This window comes from Paenibacillus sp. J31R120, assembly GCF_056269225.1.
The window spans coordinates 723,213-745,449 of sequence record NZ_JBWDNN010000002.1; the positions used below are offsets into that span (position 1 = coordinate 723,213).

Here is a 22,237-nt window from a genome sequence, read left to right on the forward strand (position 1 = left end):
GCTGAATGAAAGTTCCATTCAGCCCTCCGAATCCGCCGACAGCAAGCACTCAATAAAGTGCTGGGCGCGTCTCGACAGGCGCTGATCCTTCAGCCATAGGATACCAACTTCGGATTGGAAGTCGGCATCGCGTATCGTCAGCATCGTCACAGCCTCAAGCGGAAATGACGAAAGCGTCGATTTTGGGAAGACGGTAGCTCCGATCCCGGCAGCGACGAGCGACATGATAATGGCGACGCTGGAGCATTCGCATATGATCGTAGGTTCGATGCCGTGCCGTCTGAACTCGTTGACCACCTGCTCATGCATACGCGTGGTTTTGTCCGTCTTCAGCGTCAGCAGCGGATAAGTCGCAAGCTCTTCCATGCTGATGCTCTTGTCCGCCGTAGACGGAGCCCACGATGACGGCATAAGCGCTACGTAGGGATCGGATGGCAGCGGGAGAACCCCTAATTTGCCCGGCAAAATATTCGTTTCGAACGGAAGCCGCGAGATAACGAGCTCGACGGATCGTTTCTCCAGCAGCTGCCCCATAATAAAGTGGTCGCCTTCGGAAATTTTGAAGGTAACCTGGGGATAGGACTCCCGCAGCAGCTGGATCGGCTTCGGGAGAATGGAGACGCAGGATACGACGGCCCCGATCGATAGGGTGCCCCGCACACCGGATTCGATTTCCTTCACTTCCTTTATGGTCTCGTCAAGCTGCAGCAGCAATTGTTCTGCGCGCTCCTTGAGCATCTCTCCGGCAGCGGTCAGAGTAAGCTGCTTGCGGCTGCGCTCGAACAGCTGGGCTCCGAGTTCCTCCTCCATTAGCATGAGCTGCCTGCTCAGGGGAGGCTGCTCCATATGCAGCAGCTTGGCTGCGCGTGTAATTTGCTTTTCCTGTGCGATAGCGAGAAAATATTTTAATTGCCGGATGTCCATCGTCATGTTCTCCTTTTGAACAACCTTTTTGACATACTTTAAAGGTATGGATGATGAATAGTTTAGATATTTTATATATACCTCAGAAGATGATAGTATTCAATCACAATGTATGGAACGAAGGAGCTGGACTCTCATGACTCATAGCCTATCGATAAGCGTAGAAACGACTGCACAGAAGAAAGCAAAGCCGCCGCAAGATCAGCTTGGATTCGGCATTCATTTCACCGATCATATGTTCATTATGGATTACAGCGTGGAGCGGGAGTGGCATAACCCGCGCATTATCCCGTATCAGCCGATCGTACTGGACCCGGCTGCCAAAGTGTTTCATTACGGCCAGACGATCTTCGAAGGGCTGAAAGCGTATAAGACCGCTGATGGACGGATTCGCTTGTTCCGCCCTCGTGACAACTTCGCCCGCATGAATCGTTCCAACGATCGCATGAGCGTGCCTGAGCTGGATATCGACACGGCCGTCGAGGCATTGGAGCGGTTGATTGAAGTCGATGCCGACTGGATTCCGACAGAGTCCGGGACATCGCTCTACATTCGTCCATATGTGATCGCAACCCAAGCAACGCTGGGCGTCGCTCCATCCGAGAACTATCAATTCATTATCATCATGTCTCCGGTAGGAGCGTACTATCCGGAAGGCATGAATCCCGTGAAAATCTACGTGGAATCCGATTATGTACGTGCGATGGTCGGCGGCGTAGGCGAAGCGAAGACGGCGGGCAACTATGCCGCGGCTTTGAAGTCGCAGCAGATCGCGAAGGAGCAAGGCTATACGCAGGTGCTGTGGCTGGACGGAGCAGAGCATAAGTACATTGAAGAAGTTGGCAGCATGAACGTGTTCTTCAAGATCGGCGGCAAGGTCGTGACTCCGGCGCTTAACGGCAGCATTCTTGCGGGCATCACGCGCAGCTCCGTTATTCAGCTGTTGAAGTATTGGGGCATCACGGTGGAAGAAAGAAGATTGTCCATTGACGAGATCTATGAAGCGGCTCAGCAAGGCTTGCTGGAGGAAGCATTCGGCACGGGAACGGCTGCTGTTATTTCCCCAATCGGCGAGGTGAACTGGGGCGGCCAGAAGCTGGTGATCAGCGAAGGCCTTACAGGCGAGCTGACGAACAAGCTGTATGATACGCTAACGGGCATTCAGTATGGAACGGTGGAAGATCCGTTCGGCTGGACGCAAGAAGTAGGCGCTGGCAAGAACGAATCCGTACGTTAATGAAAAATCACTTCAAGGAGCAGCGGCTTGGAGGGTATAATGGGTGTGTAACCATCTTCCACAGATAGGATGAATTCACATGCTCAGGTTGCTCGGCAGAAGCATTCGCGATTTCCGAACCTCATACACCAAGCTGCTGCTCTTTGAATATTTGTATATGCTGCTTACGAGCATCATTATCATTCCGGTTATTACGTTTATCTTCAACCGAATATTAACCGTAGTCGGCTCTGGCTCGCTGCTGAACAGCGAGGTATACCGGCTGGGCTACACTTATGAAGGAGTGCTCGGGCTTGTCATGATCGGCCTGGTCGCTTCTTTTGCGCTGTTCATCGAATTATGCGTTCTCGTCATTCTTGTTCAGCAACGCTACTTCGGCAAGCAGGTCAATATCGCCGATGCGCTTCTCACGACGCTGCGCCAGACGCCGCGGCTGCTTGGATTCGGTATTGTTCAGCTGCTCGTATTCTTGCTGGTGCTGATTCCCTTTATCGATTCGCCGTTATCGGCTTCTTTCTATGCTTTGTTTAATTTTCCGATCTTCATGCAAAGCCGGGTGCTCGACGCCTCCTACACGATGACGATTGTCTATGTCCTGCTTATGTTAGTTGTGCTTTACACCGTGCTGCGCTGGATATTCGTGCTCCATTATATCGTGCTGGAGGGCAAGTCCATTACCGAAGCGATCCGCAGCAGCCAAGCTTTGACGAGGGGGAGAAGGCTTCAGCTCTTCTTCTGGCTGTTCGTGCTGAATGCGGTCGTATTCGGCACCGGTTTTTTGGCGATTTCGTCGCTTTCCTATTTGCCGGCTTGGATGGATATGAACGTGCTTAAGGCATTCACGAACCACTACTCCTTGACGCTGTCCACCATTCTGACTTATATGTTCGCACTGCTTCTTATGCCGATCAATATTATCTTCTTGACGCGTCTGTTCTATTATTTCGGACATACGAAGGGAGAGAAGCCGAAGGATCACCTGCATATCTACCAGAGCAGGCTGGGCAAGCTGGAGCAGAGATTCGCTGCCTTCCTGAGGGGGAGAAAGCGGACGAGCCTCATCTATGCCTCCATTGCGGTCGTCTACATCGGGCTGGCTGTTTATGTGGGGATTAGAGCCAATGACAGTCTCGTCTACGCGAAATGGAATGTACTGATCTCGGCGCATCGCGGCGATGCGGAGAATGCTCCGGAGAACTCCATTCCATCCATTACGGCGGCGATTGACAAGGGAATTCAGTCGGTGGAAATTGACGTTCAAATGACCAAAGACGGCATAGCCGTGCTTCATCATGATTACAGCCTGCGCCGGATGGCTGGCGTACCTGAGCGCGTATCCGAGCTGACCTATGAGGAGCTCAGCCGGCTGGCCATCGGGCAGGATGAGAATTTGGAATCGATCCATATTCCAACGCTGGCATACGCGCTGGCTGAAGCGCAAGGGCGCATCAAGCTGCTGCTTGATCTCAAGCCGTACGGACCTGGCGACGATCTGGTCAGGGAGGTAGTCAACCTGATTCAGGCTTACGGCATGGAGCAGGAGGTCTATATCCAGTCCTTCGACAGCTACTCGCTGAAGCAGATTCGGGAGCTGGCGCCGGATATTAAGATCGGGCAGATCTTATACTTTGCGCTCGGCAATCTGTCTGCGCTCGACGTCGACTTCTATACGATCGAGCAAGTGATGCTGACGGATCAACTGGTTAAGCAAGCGCATGCCTCTGGCCGCGAGGTGTGGGTATGGACGGTCAATACGAGGCGCAATATGAAGGAAGTGCTGAAATTCCAGATTGACGGCATCATTACGGACTATCCGGTGCTGGCACAGTCGATGGTGGAGCTTAATTTTTAAGCCTTGCCTTATCGGATGGTTATCGTGATAGCAAGGAAAGGAAGACATCCTCCTCAGGTTAAACTCTGGGGGGATGTCTTTTTTTGTAACATAAATATAGGAAAAGGATTGACGGGGACGAAGGGAGCATTTACTATTTAATTACCGCAATAATATTTATCATGATAAATAAATGGAAGCATGTAAGGAGACGCCATGAATTTAGTCGATTATTGTATTCAGATTGGCGGGTTGCTGCGGGTAATCGATACGAAGCACTCGAAAATTATTAATCAATTCTATGCTCCGCACAATTTGACAGGCTCAACGATTAATATTTTGCTTCTGCTTGAGAAAGAAGGACCTCTGCGGGTAGGGGATATTGGCGCTGCGCTGAATATGGTGGACAGCAATGTGTCGGCTGTTTGTTCGCGGCTGGAGAACATGGATCTGGTAACCCGTGTCAGAATGAAGGATGATCAGCGAGTCGTCAAGATTCAGCTCACCGAGACGGCGAATGAACGAATGAACGATATTCGGGCGAACGTAACCGATTTCCAGCAGCTATTCGTGAAGAATGCATCGCAGCAGGACCTGGAGGACATCGTGAACGGCTTGAACAAGCTGGAGCATATTCTGGACAATGTGCTTCGGGAAAAGACAGACTAAGCGTCTTATACATAAGCGTGATATGAACTTTTTTTTACCGTTTAACCAAGTAATCATCTTAGAATTATGGGGTATTCTTGCCTGCTGGACAACTAGAGGCTTGGTGTCAGTCGATTGTACCTATTCTTTGATCTACTAGGAGGAAGAAAGATGGAAAAAAACAAAAGTTCATGGATGATGTTGGTAGTCGTTCTGGTCTTATCGCTCGTGGCCGGCGCATGCAGCAAGCCTGCGGCAGACGGCAATCAGGGAAGCTCTGGATCAGGTGAGGGAGGCAATTTAATTATTGCAATCAAAGACGATCCGAAGACGTTCAACCCCATCTATGCGGGAGACAGCATGTCCCTTACGATTGGCAATGCCCTGTTCGCGCCGTTAATCAGCGTGAATGACGGCAAACAGACTTTCGTATTGGCCGAAAGCTTGACGGCTTCAGATGATCTGACAACGTTCACGCTGAAGCTGAGAGAAGGGCTTCTCTGGCATGACGGACAAGCTTTGACGGCCGATGATGTTGTCTTTACGTTCAACAGCTTATTAGACGAGAGCCAGCACAGCTACTTCCGCAGCTCTTTCGTGTTGGAAGGCAAGCCGATCGAGGTGAGCAAGGTAGACGATCGTACGGTTCAATTCGTATTGCCCCAAGCATCGGCTGCTTTCGAGAGCTCCCTTGTTCAGATTCGCCCCATTCCGAAGCATATCTACGAAGGTGAAGCGGACTTAGAGAAAAGCGAGAAGAACTACAATCCGGTAGGCTCTGGGCCATTCAAGTTTAAGGAATACCGGGCCGGCGAATATGTCCTTGTCGAGCGCTCCGACCATTATCACGATGGGAAAGCAAAGCTGGATTCCATCACCTTCCGTGTGGCGAAGGACAATAGTTCAGCGGTGCTGGCGCTTCAGAATGGAGAGCTGAATCTGCTGAGAATCGAGCCGCAGGACTATGACAAAGTGAATGCCTCCGGCAAAGCAAACATCCTCATGTTCCCATCTGGCGGCGTGACAACGATGGTCTTCAATTTGAATATCGATGTCATGAAAAATAAAGAGGTGCGTCAGGCCATCGTCCATGCGATTGATAAAGAGGAATTGATTAAAGCCGGCTTCTCTTCCACTGATTTTGCGATTCCGGCAACGTCGATCTTCTCGCCGGGAACGCTTCATCTGAAGACCGGCGTGAAAACGTATGATTATGATCCGGACAAGTCCAGGGACATGCTGAAAGCTGCAGGTGCCGAAGGGCTGACCATCCGATTCGCTTATTTCAATGCGAGCACCCCGGAAACCAATATGGCGCTTTACCTTCAGCAGAAACTGAAAGAAGCAGGCATTCAGGTTGAATTGATACCGCTGGATGGGGCGGCGCTTGGCCAGAAAGCACTGAACAAGGACAATACCGATTACGATATGTCCTTTGGCGGTTACAGCATGGGCTTCGAGCCGGACGCGTACAAGGTGCTTTATCTAAGCGACGCGGCGTATAACTATTCGCATTACAAGAATGCGGAATTCGATCAGATGTGGCATGAGGCTGCTGTCGAGACGGATGCGGAGAAGCGCGGCAAGCTCTATGAGCAAATTCAGGAGCTGTCGGCAGAGGAAGTATCCACCTATCCGATCGCTTACGGAAATACGATTATCGCTGTTGATTCGAAATTCGGCGGGTTGGATGAAGCGGTACCGAAGTCGGTTGTGCTGTTCGATGATTTCTCCAAGCTGTACAAAAAGTAATGACTAAAGCGGATAGGCAAACAGCGCTGTCCGGAAGGAGTAACAGTTGAGAAAGTATATATTGCGACGATTGCTTCAACTTATTCCGATGCTGCTGTTTATATCCCTTGTATCATTCGCGCTAATTAGGCTCTCTCCCGGAGATCCCGTGATGTCGTTCGTTACGCCCAACATGAGTCCAGAGGATGTGGAACGAATTCGGGCCAGCATGGGACTAGATCAGCCCTTGTATCAGCAATACATCTATTGGCTGCAGAACGTACTGACTGGAAACTTGGGCTATTCCTTAATCAATCACCGTCCGGTTCTTGATCTGATCGTGGAGCGCATTCCGGCGACGCTCGGTCTGATGGGCTCGTCGCTAGTCCTCTCTCTTATTATTGGCGTTCTATTCGGACTCATCTCGGCGCTGAATAAGAATAAGCTCATTGACCGGGTGCTCAGCCTGCTCGCCTATATCTGTATTTCGCTGCCAGGCCTGTGGTTTGCGATGATTCTTATTTATTTCTTTTCCTTGAAGCTGAACTGGCTGCCAAGCATCGGTATGCGAACGATCGGTGTGAATTCTGTGTGGGACGTTATTCTGCATGGCATTATGCCGTGCCTTGTTCTCAGCATAACGAACATTGCGGTCTATATGCGCTATATTCGTTCCAGTACGATCAGTCAGCTTGAAGAAGACTACGTACAGATTCAATACGCTTTCGGTTCTACGAGAATGACGGTCTTGTTTCGGCATGTCTTGCGCAACGTACTGCTTCCGGTCATTACGATACTCGGCTTGTCCTTGCCCGAGATCATTACGGGAGCGTTCATCGTCGAGAGTATATTCTCATGGCCGGGCATGGGCTCGCTCGGCATTAACGCGGTCTTCGCTTTGGACTACCCGATGATTATGGGCATTACGATGATGTCGTCCTTCTTGCTGATCTTCGGCAACTTGCTTGCGGATGTACTGTACGGCGTGGTTGATCCCCGCATTAAATCGATGAGGTGAACAGGATGAACCGGATGAGATGGCGCCTTCTTACGAAGCAGCTTCTGGAGCAGAAGTCGGCTTTGATCGCGTTGATTGTACTTGCGATACTTATAGTGGTTGCATTGGCCGCGCCGCTGGCGGCACATGATCCCAACACGATTCATTTGGACAAGCGGCTGCTGCCGCCAAGTGCGGACCATTGGTTCGGAACGGATGACAACGGGCGCGATTACTTCGCGCGTGCCTTGTATGGCGCTAGAGTGTCACTTAGTGTTGGCGTGCTTGCTATGCTGGTATCGCTTGTGATCGGGACGACAGTAGGGGCGATCAGTGGTTATTTCGGCGGCAAAACGGATAGCTTGCTCATGCGGAGCGTCGATATCGGGATGTCGGTACCGACTTTCTTCCTGATGCTCATTCTGAATGCTTATATGAGGCCGAATATCGTAACGATTGTACTGATGATTGGGCTGCTCAGTTGGATGTCCATCTCGCGGATTGTGAGAGCGGAGACGATATCGGTGAAGGAACGGGAGTATGTGTTGTATGCCCGGGTTTCGGGCCAAAGCGCGTTCCGAATTATTACAAGGCATATCATACCAAGCATCGTTCCGACCATTATCGTTGCCGCCACGGTTAATATAGCGGGAGTGATTATGATGGAGTCTGCTCTGAGCTTCCTGGGGCTGGGTATTAACCCGCCGCATGCATCCTGGGGAAGCATGCTGAACAATGCCAAGGGCCATATCGGGGATCATCCGACGCTGGCTTTATTCCCAGGATTGCTTATTTTGATGACGGTATTATGTTTCAATTACTTGGGTGACGTATTCCGCGCCGCATTCGAGCCGAAAGCGAACCGGCAATAAACGATGAACGAGAGGAGTGAGGAGCATGGCTGAGTTGTTGTCTGTTCATCATTTGCGCACCTCGTTCTTTACCCGAGACGGCGAGGTTCGGGCTGTGCGAGGCGTCAGCTTCTCGATCGGTGAAGGGGAGATGGTCGGCATAGTAGGAGAATCAGGAAGCGGCAAGAGCGTAACGGCGAAATCGCTTATCCGGCTTATGCCGCCCTCCGGTCAGATCGTTGGCGGTGAAGTGAAGTTGCGCGGAGACGACGTAACCCGGATGTCTGGGGCGAAGCTGAGGACGATACGGGGCAATCGGGTCGCTATGATCTTCCAGGACCCGATGACCTCGCTCAATCCGGTGCTTACGATTGGTTCCCAGTTGACCGAGGTGCTGCGTCGCCATCAAAAGCTGAGTAAGTCGGAAGCACGCCGCCAAGCGATCAAGTGGCTTGAAGAAGTAGGTATTCCTTCGCCAGAGACCAGAATAGACCAGTATCCTCATGAATTCAGCGGCGGTATGCGGCAGCGTGTCATGATTGCGATGGCCCTTTCCTGCAACCCGGAGCTGCTCATTGCCGATGAGCCGACCACAGCGCTTGATGTGACGATCCAGGCACAAATTCTGGAGCTAATGAAGAAGCTGTGCCGTACAACAGGCACCTCCGTGCTGCTCATTACGCATGATCTCGGCGTTGTAGCGCAAGTGTGCTCGCGTGTTATGGTTATGTACGGCGGTCTGATTATGGAAGAGGGAAGAGTAGAGGATATATTCGAGTCGCCGCAGCATCCCTATACGCAAGGGCTTATCCGCTCTATTCCAAAACCGCGGGAAGGCAAGCGTGAGCGGCTCGTTCCGATAGACGGCACGCCGCCGAATTTGTTGAATCCTCCATCGGGCTGTCCATTCATGGAAAGATGTCCAAAAGCGACGGATCAGTGCCTCTTGTTGCCGCCTTACTTTGAATCAAAGCCAGGCCATCGCTCGATGTGCTGGCACTCGGCAGGTAAGCTATGCGAGCGATCGGAGGGGATGGCATGAGCGGCAATACACCTTTAATAGAGGTTCGCGGATTGAGGAAGCATTTCCCGATAGAGAAGTCGCTCTTCGGCAAAACGACGAAAGTGCTTAAAGCGGTCGATGACGTCAGCTTCCATATCGACAGCGGCGAGACTTTTGGTCTTGTGGGGGAGTCAGGCTGCGGCAAGTCGACGACGGGACGCAGTGTCATTCGTCTGTTCGATATTACCGACGGGGAAATCCGATATCATGGAGTCGATCTGGCTGCTATGAGTGAGAAGGAACTGAAGCCTTATCGCAAGAAGATGCAGGCGATCTTCCAGGACCCTTATTCCTCGTTGAATCCTGGGATGAATGTGCTTCAGCTCGTTAGCGAGCCGATGGAAATCCATCTTGACCTTAGCCGCTCGGAACGCCGTAACCGGGTAGTCGAACTGCTTGGCAAAGTGGGGCTGAAGCAAGAGCATATGGAAAGGTATCCGCATGAATTCAGTGGCGGCCAGAGACAGCGCATCAGTATTGCAAGAGCCATTGCTTCCAATCCGCAATTTGTACTATGCGACGAGCCAATCTCGGCACTTGATGTGTCAGTGCAGGCTCAGGTTGTAAATATGCTGGAGGATTTGCAGGACGAGCTTGGCTTGACGTATTTGTTCATCGCGCATGATCTATCGATGGTGCGTCATATTTCGAATCGCATCGGTGTCATGTATTTGGGTAAGCTGGTGGAAGTCGCGACTAGTGAGGAATTGTATGCCCGTCCTGCGCATCCCTATACGCAAGCGCTTCTGGCCGCTATTCCAGTACCTGACCCAAGGGTGCCATTTGCGGCTGATCGGCTACTGCAGGGCGAGCTGCCAAGTCCGATGGAATCCGGCGTTGGCTGCAAGTTTCGGACGCGTTGTCCATTTGCGTTTCGGCGTTGTGGCGTAGAGGAGCCGGAATTGCTCGAAATTGCCCCCGGACATTTTGCGGCTTGTCACTTGCATCATTGATCTAACCTATCAATTAGAAAGAGTAGAAGGAGGGACTAGGATGAGCAACCGTGTAAAACTATCGCAGCAGACCGCAATTCTGCTAGAGCGTGCACGCCGATTTGGCGTTTCTGAAGAGGAACTGCTGAGTTGTGCTGCTACAGGCGACACTACTTCCTTACAGGTGGCTGAGGCGCAATATTACAGCTATGATGAATTTGTATCCTATGCCCATGAACATAACGAACGGTTGGAAGACGCCATCCGATTCGGATACCGGATCAAGTTTAGTACACCCGGCGGCGTACAGCTTTGGCTGAAAGAACGGTTCGGCCTGGAGGCGGGTGTGGACTTCACGGCATCTCCTGGTTTGATTGAGCAGGTGAAGCTGAGCGAGGAGCAACTGCAACTGCTGAACGCTACGATAGCTGTCAACTGGGCTTTTCTAGAAGGCGGTGTGGAGTTGGACAGGGAAGCATTGTTAGTGAGAGATGAATCCGCAGCTGTGCTAGAGGAAGCTTCTGCACCATCAGAGGCTCTCGGCAACGATGCTGCTAAGTCTAGGCAATTGACGCTTGTGATCCGCTCGGAGCTTGAGTCGTACTTGAGTTCATTAGGAGCTTGAGGCGAAAGAAACAAACGATAAATCATACGTATGAATAGTTAACAGAGATGATTATAGGATAGAGGGTTGCAATGGTCGGTAAGGCCCGTTGCGACCCTCTTTATGTTACATCGGAGATCCTGTTAATGGACATAAGAAGCGAGCGGCGTAAGTGCAACATGCAGTATTGTGCCGGCTGATAAAGAATATGACAAGGACGCCACTCCCGGCAAGGAGTGGCGTCTTTCATAGGAATTTGGATGATTAGAAAATGATTTCGGATTAGAAATCAAAATGATCAGGGTCTGGACCGACACGGTGATTCTGATTCAGTCCATCTATGCGAGTCATGTCTTCCGGGCTCAGCTCGAAGTCGAAGATGGAGGCATTCTCGATAATGCGATGCTCCTTGATCGATTTTGGAATCGTGACGATGCCGTGCTGCACATCCCAGCGCAGAATCACTTGTGCGACGGACTTGCCGTATTTCGCCCCGATCTCGGTCAATACCTCGTTATCGAGCAGTTCGCCTTGCATCAGCGGCGACCACGCCTCCAGTTGAATCCCATGCTCTCTCGTGAAGTGCAGCAGCTCCTTCTGCGTCAGGCGCGGATGAAGCTCCACTTGATTGACCATCGGCTTGATCTTCGCATCAGCCATTACATCTTGGAGGTGATGGATCTGGAAGTTGCTGACGCCGATTGCCTTTACCTTGCCGGCTTCATACAAGTTCTCCAGCGCGCGCCATGCGTCTTTATATTTTCCTTGCACGGGCCAGTGGATGAGGTAGAGATCAAGGTAGTCGAGTCCCAGCTTCTGAAGGCTTGTCTCGTAAGCGGCCAGGGTGGCTTCATATCCCAGATCTGCATTCCACACTTTAGATGTCACGAAGATATCTTCTCTCGTCAGGTTGTTCTCCGCTAATGCTTCGCGAATGCCTTGACCTACGGTCTGTTCGTTGCCGTAGATGGCGGCTGTATCGATACTCCGATAGCCGTGCGCGATTGCGGCTTTCACCGCTTGAACGACAGTTGGTCCTTCCTCTACCTTAAATACGCCAAGTCCGAACCCTGGCATTTTGACGCCATTGTGCAATGCTACCGTATCCTGCAAATGTTTTATCATGATCCTATTCCTCCAGTAAGTTGTGTGAGTTAATGTAAATGTATAGACGATGTATGCTGCTAATTAAGCGACTCTTTGAGATGCTGGCGCTGACGCCTGGTCCCGTGTATCCAGAACACGAGCCCAGCCCGTCAGTATGACGGCGGCTCCCACCATAATGGCTCCGATCCAAGTCGTGTGGATGAGGCCAATGGAATCGGTGATGACACCACCGAGGTAAGCGCCGATTGCAATGCCGGCATTGAAGGCCGCAATATTGACCGCGGAAGCCACATCCTTCCCTTCGGGTGCGAAACGCTCGGCGAGCATGACGACGTAGACTTGCAGCCCCGGAACGTTCATAAAGGCGAACAAGCCCATAAAGAATATGGTGATTAGTCCAGCGATTTTAAACGGTGCGGTGAACGTCAGAATGACTAGGACCACCGCCTGAACAGCAAACATGTAGAAGAGCGCTTGGGTCGGCTTGCGGTTGGCGGCTTTGCCTCCGATGACATTGCCGATGGCAATAGCGATTCCGTAGAGCAACAGGATAACGGCTACGGACCGTTCACTGAATCCGGTTATATCGTGAAGCAACGGGGATAAATAGGTAAAGACGACAAACGTGCCGCCGTAGCCTAAAGCCGTAATGGAGAAGGCAAGCAGCAGCCGTCCGTTCGTTACGAGCTTCCATTGGTCGCCGAGCCGCACCTTGGCTCCCTTCCTAAGATTGGATGGGACAAGCAGCATATTCGCCAGCAAAGCGATCACGCCTACCGCGACAATCGCGACAAAGGCCGCACGCCAGCCAAGCTGCTGACCGATGAAGGTGCCTAGCGGCACGCCCGTTACAGTGGCGATGGTCAAGCCTGAGAACATAATAGAGATCGCGCTGGCCCGGCGGTTCTCCGGTACGAGGTCTGCGGCAATCGTGGAGCCGATTGACATGAAGACGCCGTGCGACAATGCCGATATGATGCGCGCAGTAAGCAGGACAGCCACACTTCCTGCGGTGGCAGCGAGTATATTACCCGCGATAAAAACGATCATAATCCAGAAGAGCAGCGTCTTCCGGGACACTTGGGAGGTCATGGACGTAAGCACCGGTGCTCCGAACATAACGCCCAGCGCATATAGTGTCACAGTCAGCCCAGCGGTGGTGACGGATATATGAAGGTCATCGGCAATGAGCGGAAGCAGTCCCACGCTGATAAACTCGGTTGTTCCGATTGCAAAGGCGCTGACAGCCAAAGCGAGCAGCGCCAACGTACTTCTTTTTTTCTCTGTTGTCATGGGTCCACTCCTACTCTGTCATATTGTGATATCCGGCCGGTAAGTGCTATTATCAATGACACAGATCAAAATGAACAGTACGTACTTTCAAGTGATATAGGCACTGAAAAGTACCCATAGCGTATGGCAAGGAGGAGAAAGGATGACCAAAGAAGCGGTACTTAAGAAAAAATACAACATCTCGGTCGAAGCGACGCTGGAGGTCATTGGCGGCAAGTGGAAGTGCGTCATCCTGTGCCATCTTACATATGGCAAGAGACGGACAAGCGACTTGAAGCGCCTTATGCCCGGCATTACGCAGAAGATGCTGACACAGCAGCTTAGGGAGCTGGAGGATGACGGAATCGTGAACCGGATCGTCTATAATCAGGTGCCTCCCAAGGTTGAATATGAGCTTAGCGAATACGGCAACAGCCTTCGCTCCATACTGGATGCCTTGTGCAATTGGGGAGAACTCCATATTATCCGGGAATACGGCGACAAGTTTGCCGTTCTGGAGGATAATATTTTGAACAATAAAGACAAGACGAACGGGTAGAGAGCAGAACGGCGATCCAAGCGCATAAGAACGGCAATAGAGAGCGATGCCGCAGATTCCGGCGTTTCGTTAGGATGCTGTCGTTATTTTTGGATAAAGCGGCAAGAGATATGTACAAGCCACGGGGGGGAGAATGATTGATGAGGTTCAATACGGAAATCATATTGGGAGGCAAGACTGCGACAGGCTTTGAGGTGCCGAGTGAAGTCGTAGCGTCTCTGGGAAAAGGGAAGAAACCGCCCGTTGTCGTGACGATCGGCGGTTATTCGTACCGCAGCACGGTTGCCGTAATGGGCGGCAAATTCATGCTGCCGCTAAGTGCTGAGAATCGCCAAGGCGCCGGAGTGGCGGCTGGCGATCATGTAGAGGTGGAGTTGTCGCTGGATATGGAACCGAGAGAGATTGCAGTGCCTGATGATCTTGCGGCGGCGCTTGCTCAGGAGGAAGCGGCGGCTGCTTTTTTTGCTGGACTAAGCTATAGCAACAAGAATCGAATCGTGTACCAAATCGGTCAGGCGAAGACCGCGGAGACTCGCGAGCGCCGCATTCTCAAAGCGGTGGAATCGCTGAAAGAGGGCAAAGTCTGATACGCGCACATGAGTAGATTGCTGAAAAACGAATCGGCTATCGAGCGCGTAGGTTCAATCCAGAACGATCTCTTGATCGGGGTTGATCAAGTATTGGAACATGGACTTAACTTGTGCCTCCGTATTCCGCTCCTGCGACAGCTCAGGCAATTCGTCGATGCCGAAGAACGCAACCTCACTTGTCTCTATGCCGCTTAGCGCTTCACCGCCAACAATCTCGCATAGGATAAACAGCTTGTAGACATGGTAAGGCTCAGGCGGATGCTCGTGAAACTTCTTATCGAGTACGGCGAGCAGCCGGAGCGGCTTGACGAGGTAACCGGACTCCTCTTCAACCTCTTTGGCCGCTACCTCAGAGGGAGAAAGCCCGATATCGGCCCAGCCGCCTGGCAGCGCCCAGGCTCCGTCGAGTTTTTCGCGGACGAGCAGGATTTGCTCACCCCGGAATACAACAGCCCGAACATCGACCTTAGGTGTCGCATAACCCGTATCGCTGGCGAAGGTCAGCTTGATTTTATCCGTCCCCGCATCCGTATAGCTCGATAAGATGTCGATGCTAAGCTGCCGTAATTGTTCATAACGTTCGATGTCATAGATATCCTTTGAATAAGTAAGTCCTGTTTGCGCAATGCCTTGAATTTGCTTCGCCCATTCCAGCCATTTGATTTCCATGTTTGATGGCTCCTCCTCTATTCATTGAATACCAATTAAACGCTCATTCATTTGGAAAAGTTGCCAGTCCATGGTGTTATAGATTGAATCTATAGCTGCTATAGGAAATTGTGATTTCATTAATTGCAAATCTTTGACTACAATAAGAACAGGAAAATAATTTAACGAGGTGAATCACTATGGCGGGAAGCACATTCGGAGAACGGTTCAAAATTACGACGTTTGGCGAATCCCATGGCGTAGCGGTCGGTGTCATTGTCGACGGAGTAACGCCGGGAATGGAAATAGATGAGGCTTATATTCAGGTGCAGATGGACCGCAGAAAGCCGGGGCAGTCCTCTGTTACAACTCCGCGGAAGGAATACGACACGATCCGTATCCTGTCCGGTGTATTCGAAGGCAAGACGACAGGTGCTCCGCTCAGTATTCAATTGCAGAACACGGATATGAGACCGGAGGCTTACAGCGATATTAAGCTGCTGTACCGCCCTGGGCATGCCGATTTTACGTACGATCAGAAGTACGGACACCGGGATTACCGCGGCAGCGGCCGAGCGTCAGGCCGAGAGACGGCAGGCAGGGTTGCCGGAGGGGCTGTTGCCCGCAAGTCGCTGGAAGGCAGAGGGGTATCGATCGTCGCTTATACGACTCAAGTTGGCGACATCAAGTGCCAGACTTTTGACGAGAGCATCATTGAGAAGAATCCTGTACGGGCTTGCGATCCGGAAGCGGCTGTGAAGATGGTGGAGAAGATCGAAGCGCTATCGGCAATCGGCGATAGCTGCGGCGGCATCGTGGAATGCCGAATCAGAGGGGTAGCGCCTGGTATTGGCGAACCTACCTTTGACAAGCTGGATGCAGAGCTGGCGAAGGCGATGCTTTCGATTGGAGCTGTGAAAGGCATTGAGTTCGGCGAGGGCTTCGCAGCGGCATCCATGCAGGGCAGCGAGCATAACGATGCGATGGACAAGAGCGGATTCCTGACGAACCACGCAGGGGGCATCGTCGGCGGCATCAGCACAGGTGAAGAGATCATCTTCCGGGTAGCAGTCAAACCGACTTCGTCGATTTCGTCTCCTCAACGGACGATCAACAAAGAGGGCGAGGAGCGGGAGATTCGTACGGAGGGAAGACATGATCCTTGCATCTGTCCGAGAATTGTTCCTGTTGTTGAAGCAATGGCCAGTCTCGTTCTGGAAGACCATTACAAGAGACAAGCAGCATTGCACGGGTAAAACTTTAATGATTCAAGCCTGAGTCCGACAGCGCTTCTTCGAGAAGCCGCTGCCGGGCTTTTTGCTGTGCCTGCATTCCCGGTGGACTTTCCTCAGCTCCTCCAACTATGCTATGTTGAGAGGAAGAGTGGAAGAAATTGATGCACCAGCCGGTGCCGCTGCTCCTATACAATAGGGATAGCCGGCTCGGATGGAAGGAGCGGGGAGGGACCGAGATGAAGAAAAGCATACTGATCGTCGAGGACGATATTCATATATCCAATATTATTAAGATGAATCTGACGCTTGTCGGCTATGAGACGGAACAGGTCTATGACGGAGTCGAGGCGCTGGAGAGGGTGAGGGGAGGCCGATTCGATCTCATCTTGCTGGATGTCATGATTCCGCGGATGGACGGCTTCGAGCTGATGGAGAAGATTCGGCCAATGAACATCCCGGTTATTTTCCTGACCGCCAAAAACGCCGTCTTCGACAAGGTGAATGGCCTGAAGCTGGGAGCGGATGATTATATGGTCAAACCGTTCGAAGCGATCGAGCTGCTGGCTCGGATGGAGACGGTGCTTCGGCGATATGGCAAGGAGGAGGCCATCCTCACGTTTCAGGATATTGACGTCCACGTGGACAAGCGGGAAGTGACGGTCCGCAAGGAAGTTGTCGAGCTGACCCCTAAGGAATTCGATCTTCTTCTTGTTTTGCTCAAAAATAAAAATATTGCCCTGTCCCGGGAACAGTTCATTGAGAAGGTATGGGGCGGCGACTTCTATGGAGAGACCCGGACGGTGGACATGCATATCAAGTCGCTCAGAAAGAAGCTGAACCTGCAGGATCAAATCAAGACGATCTATAAAATCGGGTACAGGCTGGAGGATTAGCGGATGAAATTTTGGCAAAAAATATGCCTGTTCTCCATTCTGACCTTCATCATCATCTTCAATGCGGCATCCATCATGGTCATTGAGCGCAATCACAGCAAGATGCTGCAGCAGGAGATCAACAATACGCTGAGCGCGAATATGAGTATTAATTCCAGCGTGAATGCAGTTGTGCCGATCCTGCGCATCTATGATTCCATCGATTATGAGAAGACTGTTCTTACGAATATCGCGAATGAGTTCGTGAGGCGAAATAGCGACCAGGGCAGCTATCTGGATATTGCCGATGACAAGGATAAGACTGTCTTCAGCAACCTGAACTTTGCGATGCCCGCCGCACGCGAGGAGCGCAAGGAGCTGGAGCCGGGCGAGATCAAATATATATTGCGGGATATCAATGAGCGTACGCTGCTCTTCACGGCAAATGTAATGGATATTAACCAGAAGAGCTATATCTTCACGTATATCAAGGACGTGACTCCGCTCTACACCGAGCGGATGGATCAATACACGTTTTTTGCTCAAATGGATATTGTGGCGTGCTTGATCTATATAATCGTCATGTTCTTCATCAGCAAAGGTCTTACCAAGCCGATCGAGACGATGGTCCGTACAGCGAAAGAGATTGCGCAAGGCGACTTCTCGGAACGGGTTCAGCTGAAGTCCAGGGACGAGATCGGCGTGCTGGCGACGAACTTCAACGAGATGGCTGCGGTCGTGGAGGACAAGATCAACGAGCTGGAGCGCAATAACGGCGAGAAGCAGCGGTTCATTAACAACATTACGCATGAGCTGAAGACGCCGCTGACCTCGATCATCGGATACGCCAATTATATGCGATCGACCAAATACGACGAAACAACGTTCCTCGAAGGCCTGAACGCCATCTATAGTGAGGGCAAGCGGCTTGAGGCGCTGGCGACCAAGCTGATGGACTTGATTCTGTTGAAGGACCATCAGTTCCAGATGAAGCCGGATAATTTGAAGGAAATTGTGACAGAGCTGGAGCCTTCGCTCAAGCCTATTGTAGCCCCTAAGGGGATCTGGCTTGAGCTGGAATGCGAGGATTGCCGTCTTGCGCTGGAGAAGGATCTGATTAAGATTGTCATCTTCAATCTCGTGGACAATGCCGTTAAGGCTTCAGGAGAAGGGAGCAAGGTGGTCATTCGCACGCTGGAGCGCAGCGGCAGCTGTGTGCTGGAAGTTGCCGATAAGGGAAGCGGCATCCCCCGGGAGCATCTCGATAAAATATTCGAGCCATTCTATATGGCCGACAAAGCCAGGACGCGCAATAATAACGGAGCGGGACTGGGATTGTCTATATGCCGAAGCATAGCGAGTATTCATCATGCGGAGATCGAAGTGGATAGCGAGGTTCAAGCGGGCACTGCGATTCGGATCGTCTTTCCGCAGCCTCAGGAAGGGAGCGAGGTGAAGCCGTGAGAATCGTAAAATATGTGGCACTGGCCGTGAGCCTCACTCTAGCGAGTATGGCCCTGTCCGGCTGTGCGGCCTTCTATACAGGCATACCGAAGGATACGGTTATGGTGAAAAAGATTCCCGAGCAGAAGCCGGGCGAAGAAGTGGAATACAATGGCGTTTTATCCGAAGAGACGGTCAAGACGCTTAGCATGAATGCGGTGAACAAGTATTTTGAGCATAATCTGTCGCTCGACGATATTATGTTCGAGATGTACTTCATGGATCAGCAAGGCATCAAGTCGCTGCTTGCCGATGCCACCCAAAACGTTAAGATGGACCGCGAATTTCTGGTGGAATACAAGGAGCCCTTGAAGAAAGTGGCGAGCGGTGTCTATATGGCTAACGTCTTGAACATTTATGATTCTTCGGATGTATATGGCGTCGTTCTTAATGCGAAGGACGGGGAAGTGCTGGGATTATCGAAGGTGAATGATCTTAGTATGGTGAAGCAGAAGGAGCTTTCGCGAGAAGAACTTGAGAGCCATGCCGATGAGTTTGTGGAGGGAATCGGAGAATTCAAGCTCAGCGACCTTGAGCTTGGAGATATTTTCTATTATCGCGGAAGCGTCGAGTTTTATTATAAGAAAAAGGGCAGCGACGAGGTGGTGCTCAGCGTATTGCTGAATGCTTATACAGGTCAAGGCATTGGCTTCTACAAGGATATGATGACCGTCTTGCAGTTTTTGATGAATAAGGTGAAGGCGTCTTATTTGTACGAGGAAAAATATAAGCAATAGGATGGTTGGAAGGAAGAGACTCGGAACGGTCTCTTTTTTCGATTCCGCCCGCAAATTTTACAACTCCATTACAAGTTGATCTCACTTCTCATATTTGGCTCCGTTACACTAACAGCATGTCAACGACGAAAGACGAAGGGGAGTACCCGATATGAGGAAAAAAAGATGGACGTATATGGCGGTATGGACGGCTGTTATGGCTCTCTCCATCACCATGACAGCGGCTTGCTCGGATGAGGCGCAGGGCGGGGCGAGCGGGACGAAGGCGGGAGGCTCGTCCCAAGTTGAACCGGTCACGAGCGGCAATCCTTCCGGCTCGCAAGGCGAGGAAGGAGAAGAAAAGACACCGGCCGATCCTGCCCTTGCGGCGCTGGTGAACAAGACGCATCCGCTAACGGGTTCTTATGCGCCAGACGACTTGGTCGCGATTGAAGTGCCGACAGTCTTGCAGAATGCGGAAGTGAATCAACTCCGAAAGGAAGCGGCGGAGGCGCTGAAGGGACTGTTCGCTGGTGCGGAGAAAGAAGGGTACAAGCTGTTTGCCCGGTCGGGCTACCGTTCGTTCGAGACGCAGCAAGCCTTGTTCGCTGATTATGTGAGCAGGGAAGGAGAAGCTGCGGCTAATCGTTACAGCGCGAAGGCTGGACAGAGCGAGCATCAGACGGGGCTTGCGATGGATGTAACGAGCGACAGCGTGTCCAAGGGATTGAAGGAGGAATTCGGAGAGACGGATGAGGGTCGATGGCTGGCAGAGCATGCTCATCAGTATGGCTTCATCATCCGGTATCCCAAAGGTCAAGAGGGCATAACGGGCTATATCTACGAGCCGTGGCATATCCGGTACTTGAGCGTCGAGCTTGCAACAAAAGTATTTGACAGCGGGCTGACGTATGAAGAATATACAAACGGGAACGAGGCGCCATGAGGAGCAGGAGAGTGAGCGGGAAGAGGAAATGGTTTGTTAGGGGGATCTCGGCTGCGGTCGTAATCGGTATTGCAATCGGAGCTGCTAGCTGGCTGCAGCATTTGAGGACGGAGGGTGCGAGCGGAACAGGGGCTTCTGAACCGTCTGAACCATCTGTGCCGGTTGTGAATGAGGAGGGGGCGTACGAGTCTATTCAACTGGCGGCTGTGGGCGACGTGATGTTTCACAATGCCCAACTGGAAAGCGCAAGAGTGGCAACGGGCGGCTATGATTTCAAGCCGGTCTTTGAACAAGTGAAGCCGATCATCGAGACGGCGGATATCGCAATCGCCAATTTCGAGACGACGACCGCTGGTACTGATCCGTACAAGCATCAAGGCTATCCCCGGTTCAACTCGCCGGATGAAGCGGTGGATGCGCTTAAGGAGGCAGGCTTTGATATCTTGACGACAGCCAATAATCATAGCTTGGATACGGGAAAGAAGGGTGTCATCCGGACGCTGGAGACGATTCACAGCCGCGGTCTCGCCACGGTTGGCACCTATGCAAACCGTCACGATACAAGAGTGCTGCTCAAAGAAGTGAAGGGAATCAAGCTCGCATTTCTGTCCTATACCGAGAGCTTGAACGGCTTGGAGAGTTTGCTGACCGCGGAGGAGCTGGATGCGATGATGAATAAGGTAGATGAGGCGAAGATTCAGGAGGATATTGCTTACGCCAAGGAGCAAGGGGCTGACCTTATCCTTGCTTCGCTGCATTGGGGCAACGAATATGAGCGCGAGCCGTCAAGCGGGCAGGTTAATCTGGCGCAACGCTTGTCGAGTTTCGGCGTAGATATTATACTGGGCAGTCATCCTCATGTCATACAGAAGTCCGAATGGCTGCAGAGCGGAGACCGCAAGACATTCGTCGTTTACTCGATGGGCAATTTTATTTCCAATCAGCGTCAGGAGACGCTGGACAATGTCTTTACGGAAGACGGCGTCATTGTTCAATTCGAGATCCGCAAGGACAAGCAGACAGGGGCAACGGAAATCCATAAGGTCGATTATGTGCCGACATGGGTGTACCGGGATATGGAGCCGGGACAACAGACCTTTGCTTACCGAATTCTACCTGCTGAGGATTATAGCAACAGCCTTGAACTGTCAGATGCGTTCAAAGCAAGAATGGAACGTTCTTATCAGGACACGATGTCACAGATGGATGTGAGCGAACAGAATGATGAATCCTAATACGAGACCAAATCCGGCCTATCGCAAAAAGCCAAGGTTTCGCAATCTATTTCTTCTTCTCGGTATCCTTGCATTTATTGCGATCTTCTTGAATCAATATGATTTTAATTCTCCAGGCAAGCTCGTTGTAGATCCAGCATTAGCGCCGCCGGCGAGTGATGGAGGCGAGGTGACGATTGCGGGCAATAGGGGCGGATATACGATCGTGATTGATGCGGGTCATGGCGGCAAGGACCCCGGCGCGAACGGGGTGAGCGGAGCGGAGGAGAAGGATTACACCTTGGCGCTCGCCAAGAAGGTATACGCCTTGCTTCAGCAGGACCCTAAGTTCGATCCTTATATGACGCGGAATGACGATACGTTCCTGGAGCTGGATGAACGCTCGGCTTATTCGAATGAGCTGGAGGCGGATGCATTTCTTTCGATTCATGGCAACACATATACAGACCCAAGCATTAAAGGGACCGAGACGTATTACGACTCGTTAATCAGCATCCCGCTCGCGAATGCGATTCATGACAAGCTGGTTGGGGCAACGGGCTTCCCTGACCGGGGCGTGAAGCAGGAGCAGTGGCGAGTCCTCGTCGGCAGCGAGCGGCCCTCAGTACTGCTTGAGGTCGGGTTTATGACCAACCCGCAGGAAGAGGCCAATATGCTTGACGATGCTTGGCAGAACCGCGTTGCGCAATCGATCGTAGACGGATTGAAGGATTATTTTGAAGGCAAGCAAAAATAA

General features: G+C 51.7%; 22 protein-coding genes. 18 read left to right on the forward strand and 4 right to left on the reverse strand.

Going from position 1 to position 22,237, the window contains the following annotated elements:
• Positions 1–18: 18 nt before the first annotated feature.
• Complete coding sequence (locus AC0YNW_RS09775) at positions 19–924, reverse strand: LysR family transcriptional regulator (protein ID WP_475831786.1); 906 nt, start codon at positions 922–924, stop codon at positions 19–21.
• A gap of 136 nt (positions 925–1,060) precedes the next feature.
• Here AC0YNW_RS09775 and AC0YNW_RS09780 point away from each other — a divergent pair, with 136 nt between their 5' ends.
• The 9 genes from AC0YNW_RS09780 to AC0YNW_RS09820 all read left to right on the forward strand — a co-directional run bounded on the left by AC0YNW_RS09780 (position 1,061) and on the right by AC0YNW_RS09820 (position 10,839).
• A complete protein-coding gene (locus AC0YNW_RS09780; protein WP_387470000.1) occupies positions 1,061–2,161 on the forward strand; it encodes a branched-chain amino acid aminotransferase in 1,101 nt (366 codons plus the stop codon).
• Between the two features lie 79 nt (positions 2,162–2,240).
• The gene (locus tag AC0YNW_RS09785; protein ID WP_475831787.1) at positions 2,241–4,013 is read left to right on the forward strand and encodes a glycerophosphoryl diester phosphodiesterase membrane domain-containing protein; all 1,773 of its coding nucleotides are present in this window, start codon (positions 2,241–2,243) and stop codon (positions 4,011–4,013) included.
• 195 nt (positions 4,014–4,208) lie between these two features.
• Positions 4,209–4,661 (forward strand): MarR family winged helix-turn-helix transcriptional regulator, encoded by a 453-nt coding sequence (locus tag AC0YNW_RS09790; RefSeq protein ID WP_475831788.1) that lies wholly within the window; start codon positions 4,209–4,211, stop codon positions 4,659–4,661.
• 150 nt (positions 4,662–4,811) lie between these two features.
• Positions 4,812–6,392 (forward strand): ABC transporter substrate-binding protein, encoded by a 1,581-nt coding sequence (locus AC0YNW_RS09795; RefSeq protein ID WP_475831789.1) that lies wholly within the window; start codon positions 4,812–4,814, stop codon positions 6,390–6,392.
• A gap of 88 nt (positions 6,393–6,480) precedes the next feature.
• Positions 6,481–7,389, forward strand: a complete 909-nt coding sequence (locus tag AC0YNW_RS09800; protein ID WP_387470545.1) for an ABC transporter permease — start codon at positions 6,481–6,483, stop codon at positions 7,387–7,389.
• A 5-nt stretch (positions 7,390–7,394) separates the two neighbouring features.
• The gene (locus tag AC0YNW_RS09805) at positions 7,395–8,240 is read left to right on the forward strand and encodes an ABC transporter permease (RefSeq protein WP_387469992.1); all 846 of its coding nucleotides are present in this window, start codon (positions 7,395–7,397) and stop codon (positions 8,238–8,240) included.
• Positions 8,241–8,265: 25 nt separating this feature from the next.
• Complete coding sequence (locus tag AC0YNW_RS09810; protein ID WP_475831790.1) at positions 8,266–9,261, forward strand: ABC transporter ATP-binding protein; 996 nt, start codon at positions 8,266–8,268, stop codon at positions 9,259–9,261.
• The gene (locus tag AC0YNW_RS09815; RefSeq protein WP_475831791.1) at positions 9,258–10,235 is read left to right on the forward strand and encodes an ABC transporter ATP-binding protein; all 978 of its coding nucleotides are present in this window, start codon (positions 9,258–9,260) and stop codon (positions 10,233–10,235) included. The genes AC0YNW_RS09810 and AC0YNW_RS09815 overlap by 4 nt, the downstream gene beginning before the upstream one ends.
• Before the next feature lie 40 nt (positions 10,236–10,275).
• On the forward strand, positions 10,276–10,839 hold the full coding sequence (locus AC0YNW_RS09820) for a hypothetical protein (RefSeq protein WP_475831792.1): 564 nt from the start codon (positions 10,276–10,278) through the stop codon (positions 10,837–10,839).
• Positions 10,840–11,100: 261 nt separating this feature from the next.
• Here the strand turns inward: AC0YNW_RS09820 and AC0YNW_RS09825 are convergent, their stop codons facing one another.
• Together AC0YNW_RS09825 and AC0YNW_RS09830 are read right to left on the reverse strand one after the other, a co-directional pair.
• Complete coding sequence (locus AC0YNW_RS09825; protein WP_475831793.1) at positions 11,101–11,943, reverse strand: aldo/keto reductase; 843 nt, start codon at positions 11,941–11,943, stop codon at positions 11,101–11,103.
• 63 nt (positions 11,944–12,006) lie between these two features.
• Positions 12,007–13,218: an MFS transporter gene (locus AC0YNW_RS09830; RefSeq protein WP_475831794.1), complete on the reverse strand. Its 1,212-nt coding sequence runs from the start codon at positions 13,216–13,218 to the stop codon at positions 12,007–12,009.
• A gap of 142 nt (positions 13,219–13,360) precedes the next feature.
• Here AC0YNW_RS09830 and AC0YNW_RS09835 point away from each other — a divergent pair, with 142 nt between their 5' ends.
• Positions 13,361–13,756 carry a winged helix-turn-helix transcriptional regulator gene (locus AC0YNW_RS09835; protein ID WP_475831795.1) on the forward strand — a complete coding sequence of 132 codons (396 nt, stop codon included), beginning with the start codon at positions 13,361–13,363 and terminating at the stop codon, positions 13,754–13,756.
• A 140-nt stretch (positions 13,757–13,896) separates the two neighbouring features.
• Complete coding sequence (locus tag AC0YNW_RS09840; protein WP_475831796.1) at positions 13,897–14,343, forward strand: YdeI/OmpD-associated family protein; 447 nt, start codon at positions 13,897–13,899, stop codon at positions 14,341–14,343.
• Between the two features lie 54 nt (positions 14,344–14,397).
• On the opposite strand, the gene AC0YNW_RS09845 is transcribed toward AC0YNW_RS09840, so the two are convergent.
• Positions 14,398–15,015: an NUDIX hydrolase gene (locus AC0YNW_RS09845; protein WP_475831797.1), complete on the reverse strand. Its 618-nt coding sequence runs from the start codon at positions 15,013–15,015 to the stop codon at positions 14,398–14,400.
• A gap of 179 nt (positions 15,016–15,194) precedes the next feature.
• On the opposite strand from AC0YNW_RS09845, the gene aroC reads away from it, so the two are divergent.
• From aroC to AC0YNW_RS09880, 7 genes are all read left to right on the forward strand, one after another.
• Entirely contained in the window at positions 15,195–16,250 is a 1,056-nt protein-coding gene (gene aroC / locus AC0YNW_RS09850) for a chorismate synthase (RefSeq protein ID WP_475831798.1), read from the forward strand.
• A gap of 215 nt (positions 16,251–16,465) precedes the next feature.
• Entirely contained in the window at positions 16,466–17,122 is a 657-nt protein-coding gene (locus tag AC0YNW_RS09855) for a response regulator transcription factor (RefSeq protein WP_387469972.1), read from the forward strand.
• Between the two features lie 3 nt (positions 17,123–17,125).
• Complete coding sequence (locus AC0YNW_RS09860; RefSeq protein WP_475831799.1) at positions 17,126–18,565, forward strand: sensor histidine kinase; 1,440 nt, start codon at positions 17,126–17,128, stop codon at positions 18,563–18,565.
• Positions 18,562–19,341, forward strand: coding sequence for a hypothetical protein (locus tag AC0YNW_RS09865; protein ID WP_475831800.1), 780 nt, complete (start codon positions 18,562–18,564; stop codon positions 19,339–19,341). Before AC0YNW_RS09860 ends, AC0YNW_RS09865 begins: the two co-directional genes overlap by 4 nt.
• A gap of 151 nt (positions 19,342–19,492) precedes the next feature.
• Entirely contained in the window at positions 19,493–20,266 is a 774-nt protein-coding gene (locus AC0YNW_RS09870; protein ID WP_475831801.1) for a M15 family metallopeptidase, read from the forward strand.
• Positions 20,267–20,277: 11 nt separating this feature from the next.
• Positions 20,278–21,501 carry a CapA family protein gene (locus tag AC0YNW_RS09875; RefSeq protein ID WP_475831802.1) on the forward strand — a complete coding sequence of 408 codons (1,224 nt, stop codon included), beginning with the start codon at positions 20,278–20,280 and terminating at the stop codon, positions 21,499–21,501.
• Positions 21,488–22,237, forward strand: a complete 750-nt coding sequence (locus AC0YNW_RS09880; RefSeq protein WP_475831803.1) for an N-acetylmuramoyl-L-alanine amidase family protein — start codon at positions 21,488–21,490, stop codon at positions 22,235–22,237. Before AC0YNW_RS09875 ends, AC0YNW_RS09880 begins: the two co-directional genes overlap by 14 nt.

Coding starts and splice junctions, on each gene's coding strand:
- AC0YNW_RS09870 (WP_475831801.1), top strand. CDS start 19,493: ATGAGGAAAAAAAGATGGACGTATATGGCGGTATGGACGGCTGTTATG.
- AC0YNW_RS09780 (WP_387470000.1), top strand. CDS start 1,061: ATGACTCATAGCCTATCGATAAGCGTAGAAACGACTGCACAGAAGAAA.
- AC0YNW_RS09810 (WP_475831790.1), top strand. CDS start 8,266: ATGGCTGAGTTGTTGTCTGTTCATCATTTGCGCACCTCGTTCTTTACC.
- AC0YNW_RS09775 (WP_475831786.1), bottom strand. CDS start 924: ATGGACATCCGGCAATTAAAATATTTTCTCGCTATCGCACAGGAAAAG.
- AC0YNW_RS09785 (WP_475831787.1), top strand. CDS start 2,241: ATGCTCAGGTTGCTCGGCAGAAGCATTCGCGATTTCCGAACCTCATAC.
- AC0YNW_RS09845 (WP_475831797.1), bottom strand. CDS start 15,015: ATGGAAATCAAATGGCTGGAATGGGCGAAGCAAATTCAAGGCATTGCG.
- AC0YNW_RS09805 (WP_387469992.1), top strand. CDS start 7,395: ATGAACCGGATGAGATGGCGCCTTCTTACGAAGCAGCTTCTGGAGCAG.
- AC0YNW_RS09795 (WP_475831789.1), top strand. CDS start 4,812: ATGGAAAAAAACAAAAGTTCATGGATGATGTTGGTAGTCGTTCTGGTC.
- AC0YNW_RS09880 (WP_475831803.1), top strand. CDS start 21,488: ATGATGAATCCTAATACGAGACCAAATCCGGCCTATCGCAAAAAGCCA.
- AC0YNW_RS09855 (WP_387469972.1), top strand. CDS start 16,466: ATGAAGAAAAGCATACTGATCGTCGAGGACGATATTCATATATCCAAT.
- AC0YNW_RS09840 (WP_475831796.1), top strand. CDS start 13,897: ATGAGGTTCAATACGGAAATCATATTGGGAGGCAAGACTGCGACAGGC.
- AC0YNW_RS09830 (WP_475831794.1), bottom strand. CDS start 13,218: ATGACAACAGAGAAAAAAAGAAGTACGTTGGCGCTGCTCGCTTTGGCT.
- aroC (WP_475831798.1), top strand. CDS start 15,195: ATGGCGGGAAGCACATTCGGAGAACGGTTCAAAATTACGACGTTTGGC.
- AC0YNW_RS09800 (WP_387470545.1), top strand. CDS start 6,481: ATGCTGCTGTTTATATCCCTTGTATCATTCGCGCTAATTAGGCTCTCT.
- AC0YNW_RS09790 (WP_475831788.1), top strand. CDS start 4,209: ATGAATTTAGTCGATTATTGTATTCAGATTGGCGGGTTGCTGCGGGTA.
- AC0YNW_RS09835 (WP_475831795.1), top strand. CDS start 13,361: ATGACCAAAGAAGCGGTACTTAAGAAAAAATACAACATCTCGGTCGAA.
- AC0YNW_RS09860 (WP_475831799.1), top strand. CDS start 17,126: ATGAAATTTTGGCAAAAAATATGCCTGTTCTCCATTCTGACCTTCATC.
- AC0YNW_RS09825 (WP_475831793.1), bottom strand. CDS start 11,943: ATGATAAAACATTTGCAGGATACGGTAGCATTGCACAATGGCGTCAAA.
- AC0YNW_RS09820 (WP_475831792.1), top strand. CDS start 10,276: ATGAGCAACCGTGTAAAACTATCGCAGCAGACCGCAATTCTGCTAGAG.
- AC0YNW_RS09815 (WP_475831791.1), top strand. CDS start 9,258: ATGAGCGGCAATACACCTTTAATAGAGGTTCGCGGATTGAGGAAGCAT.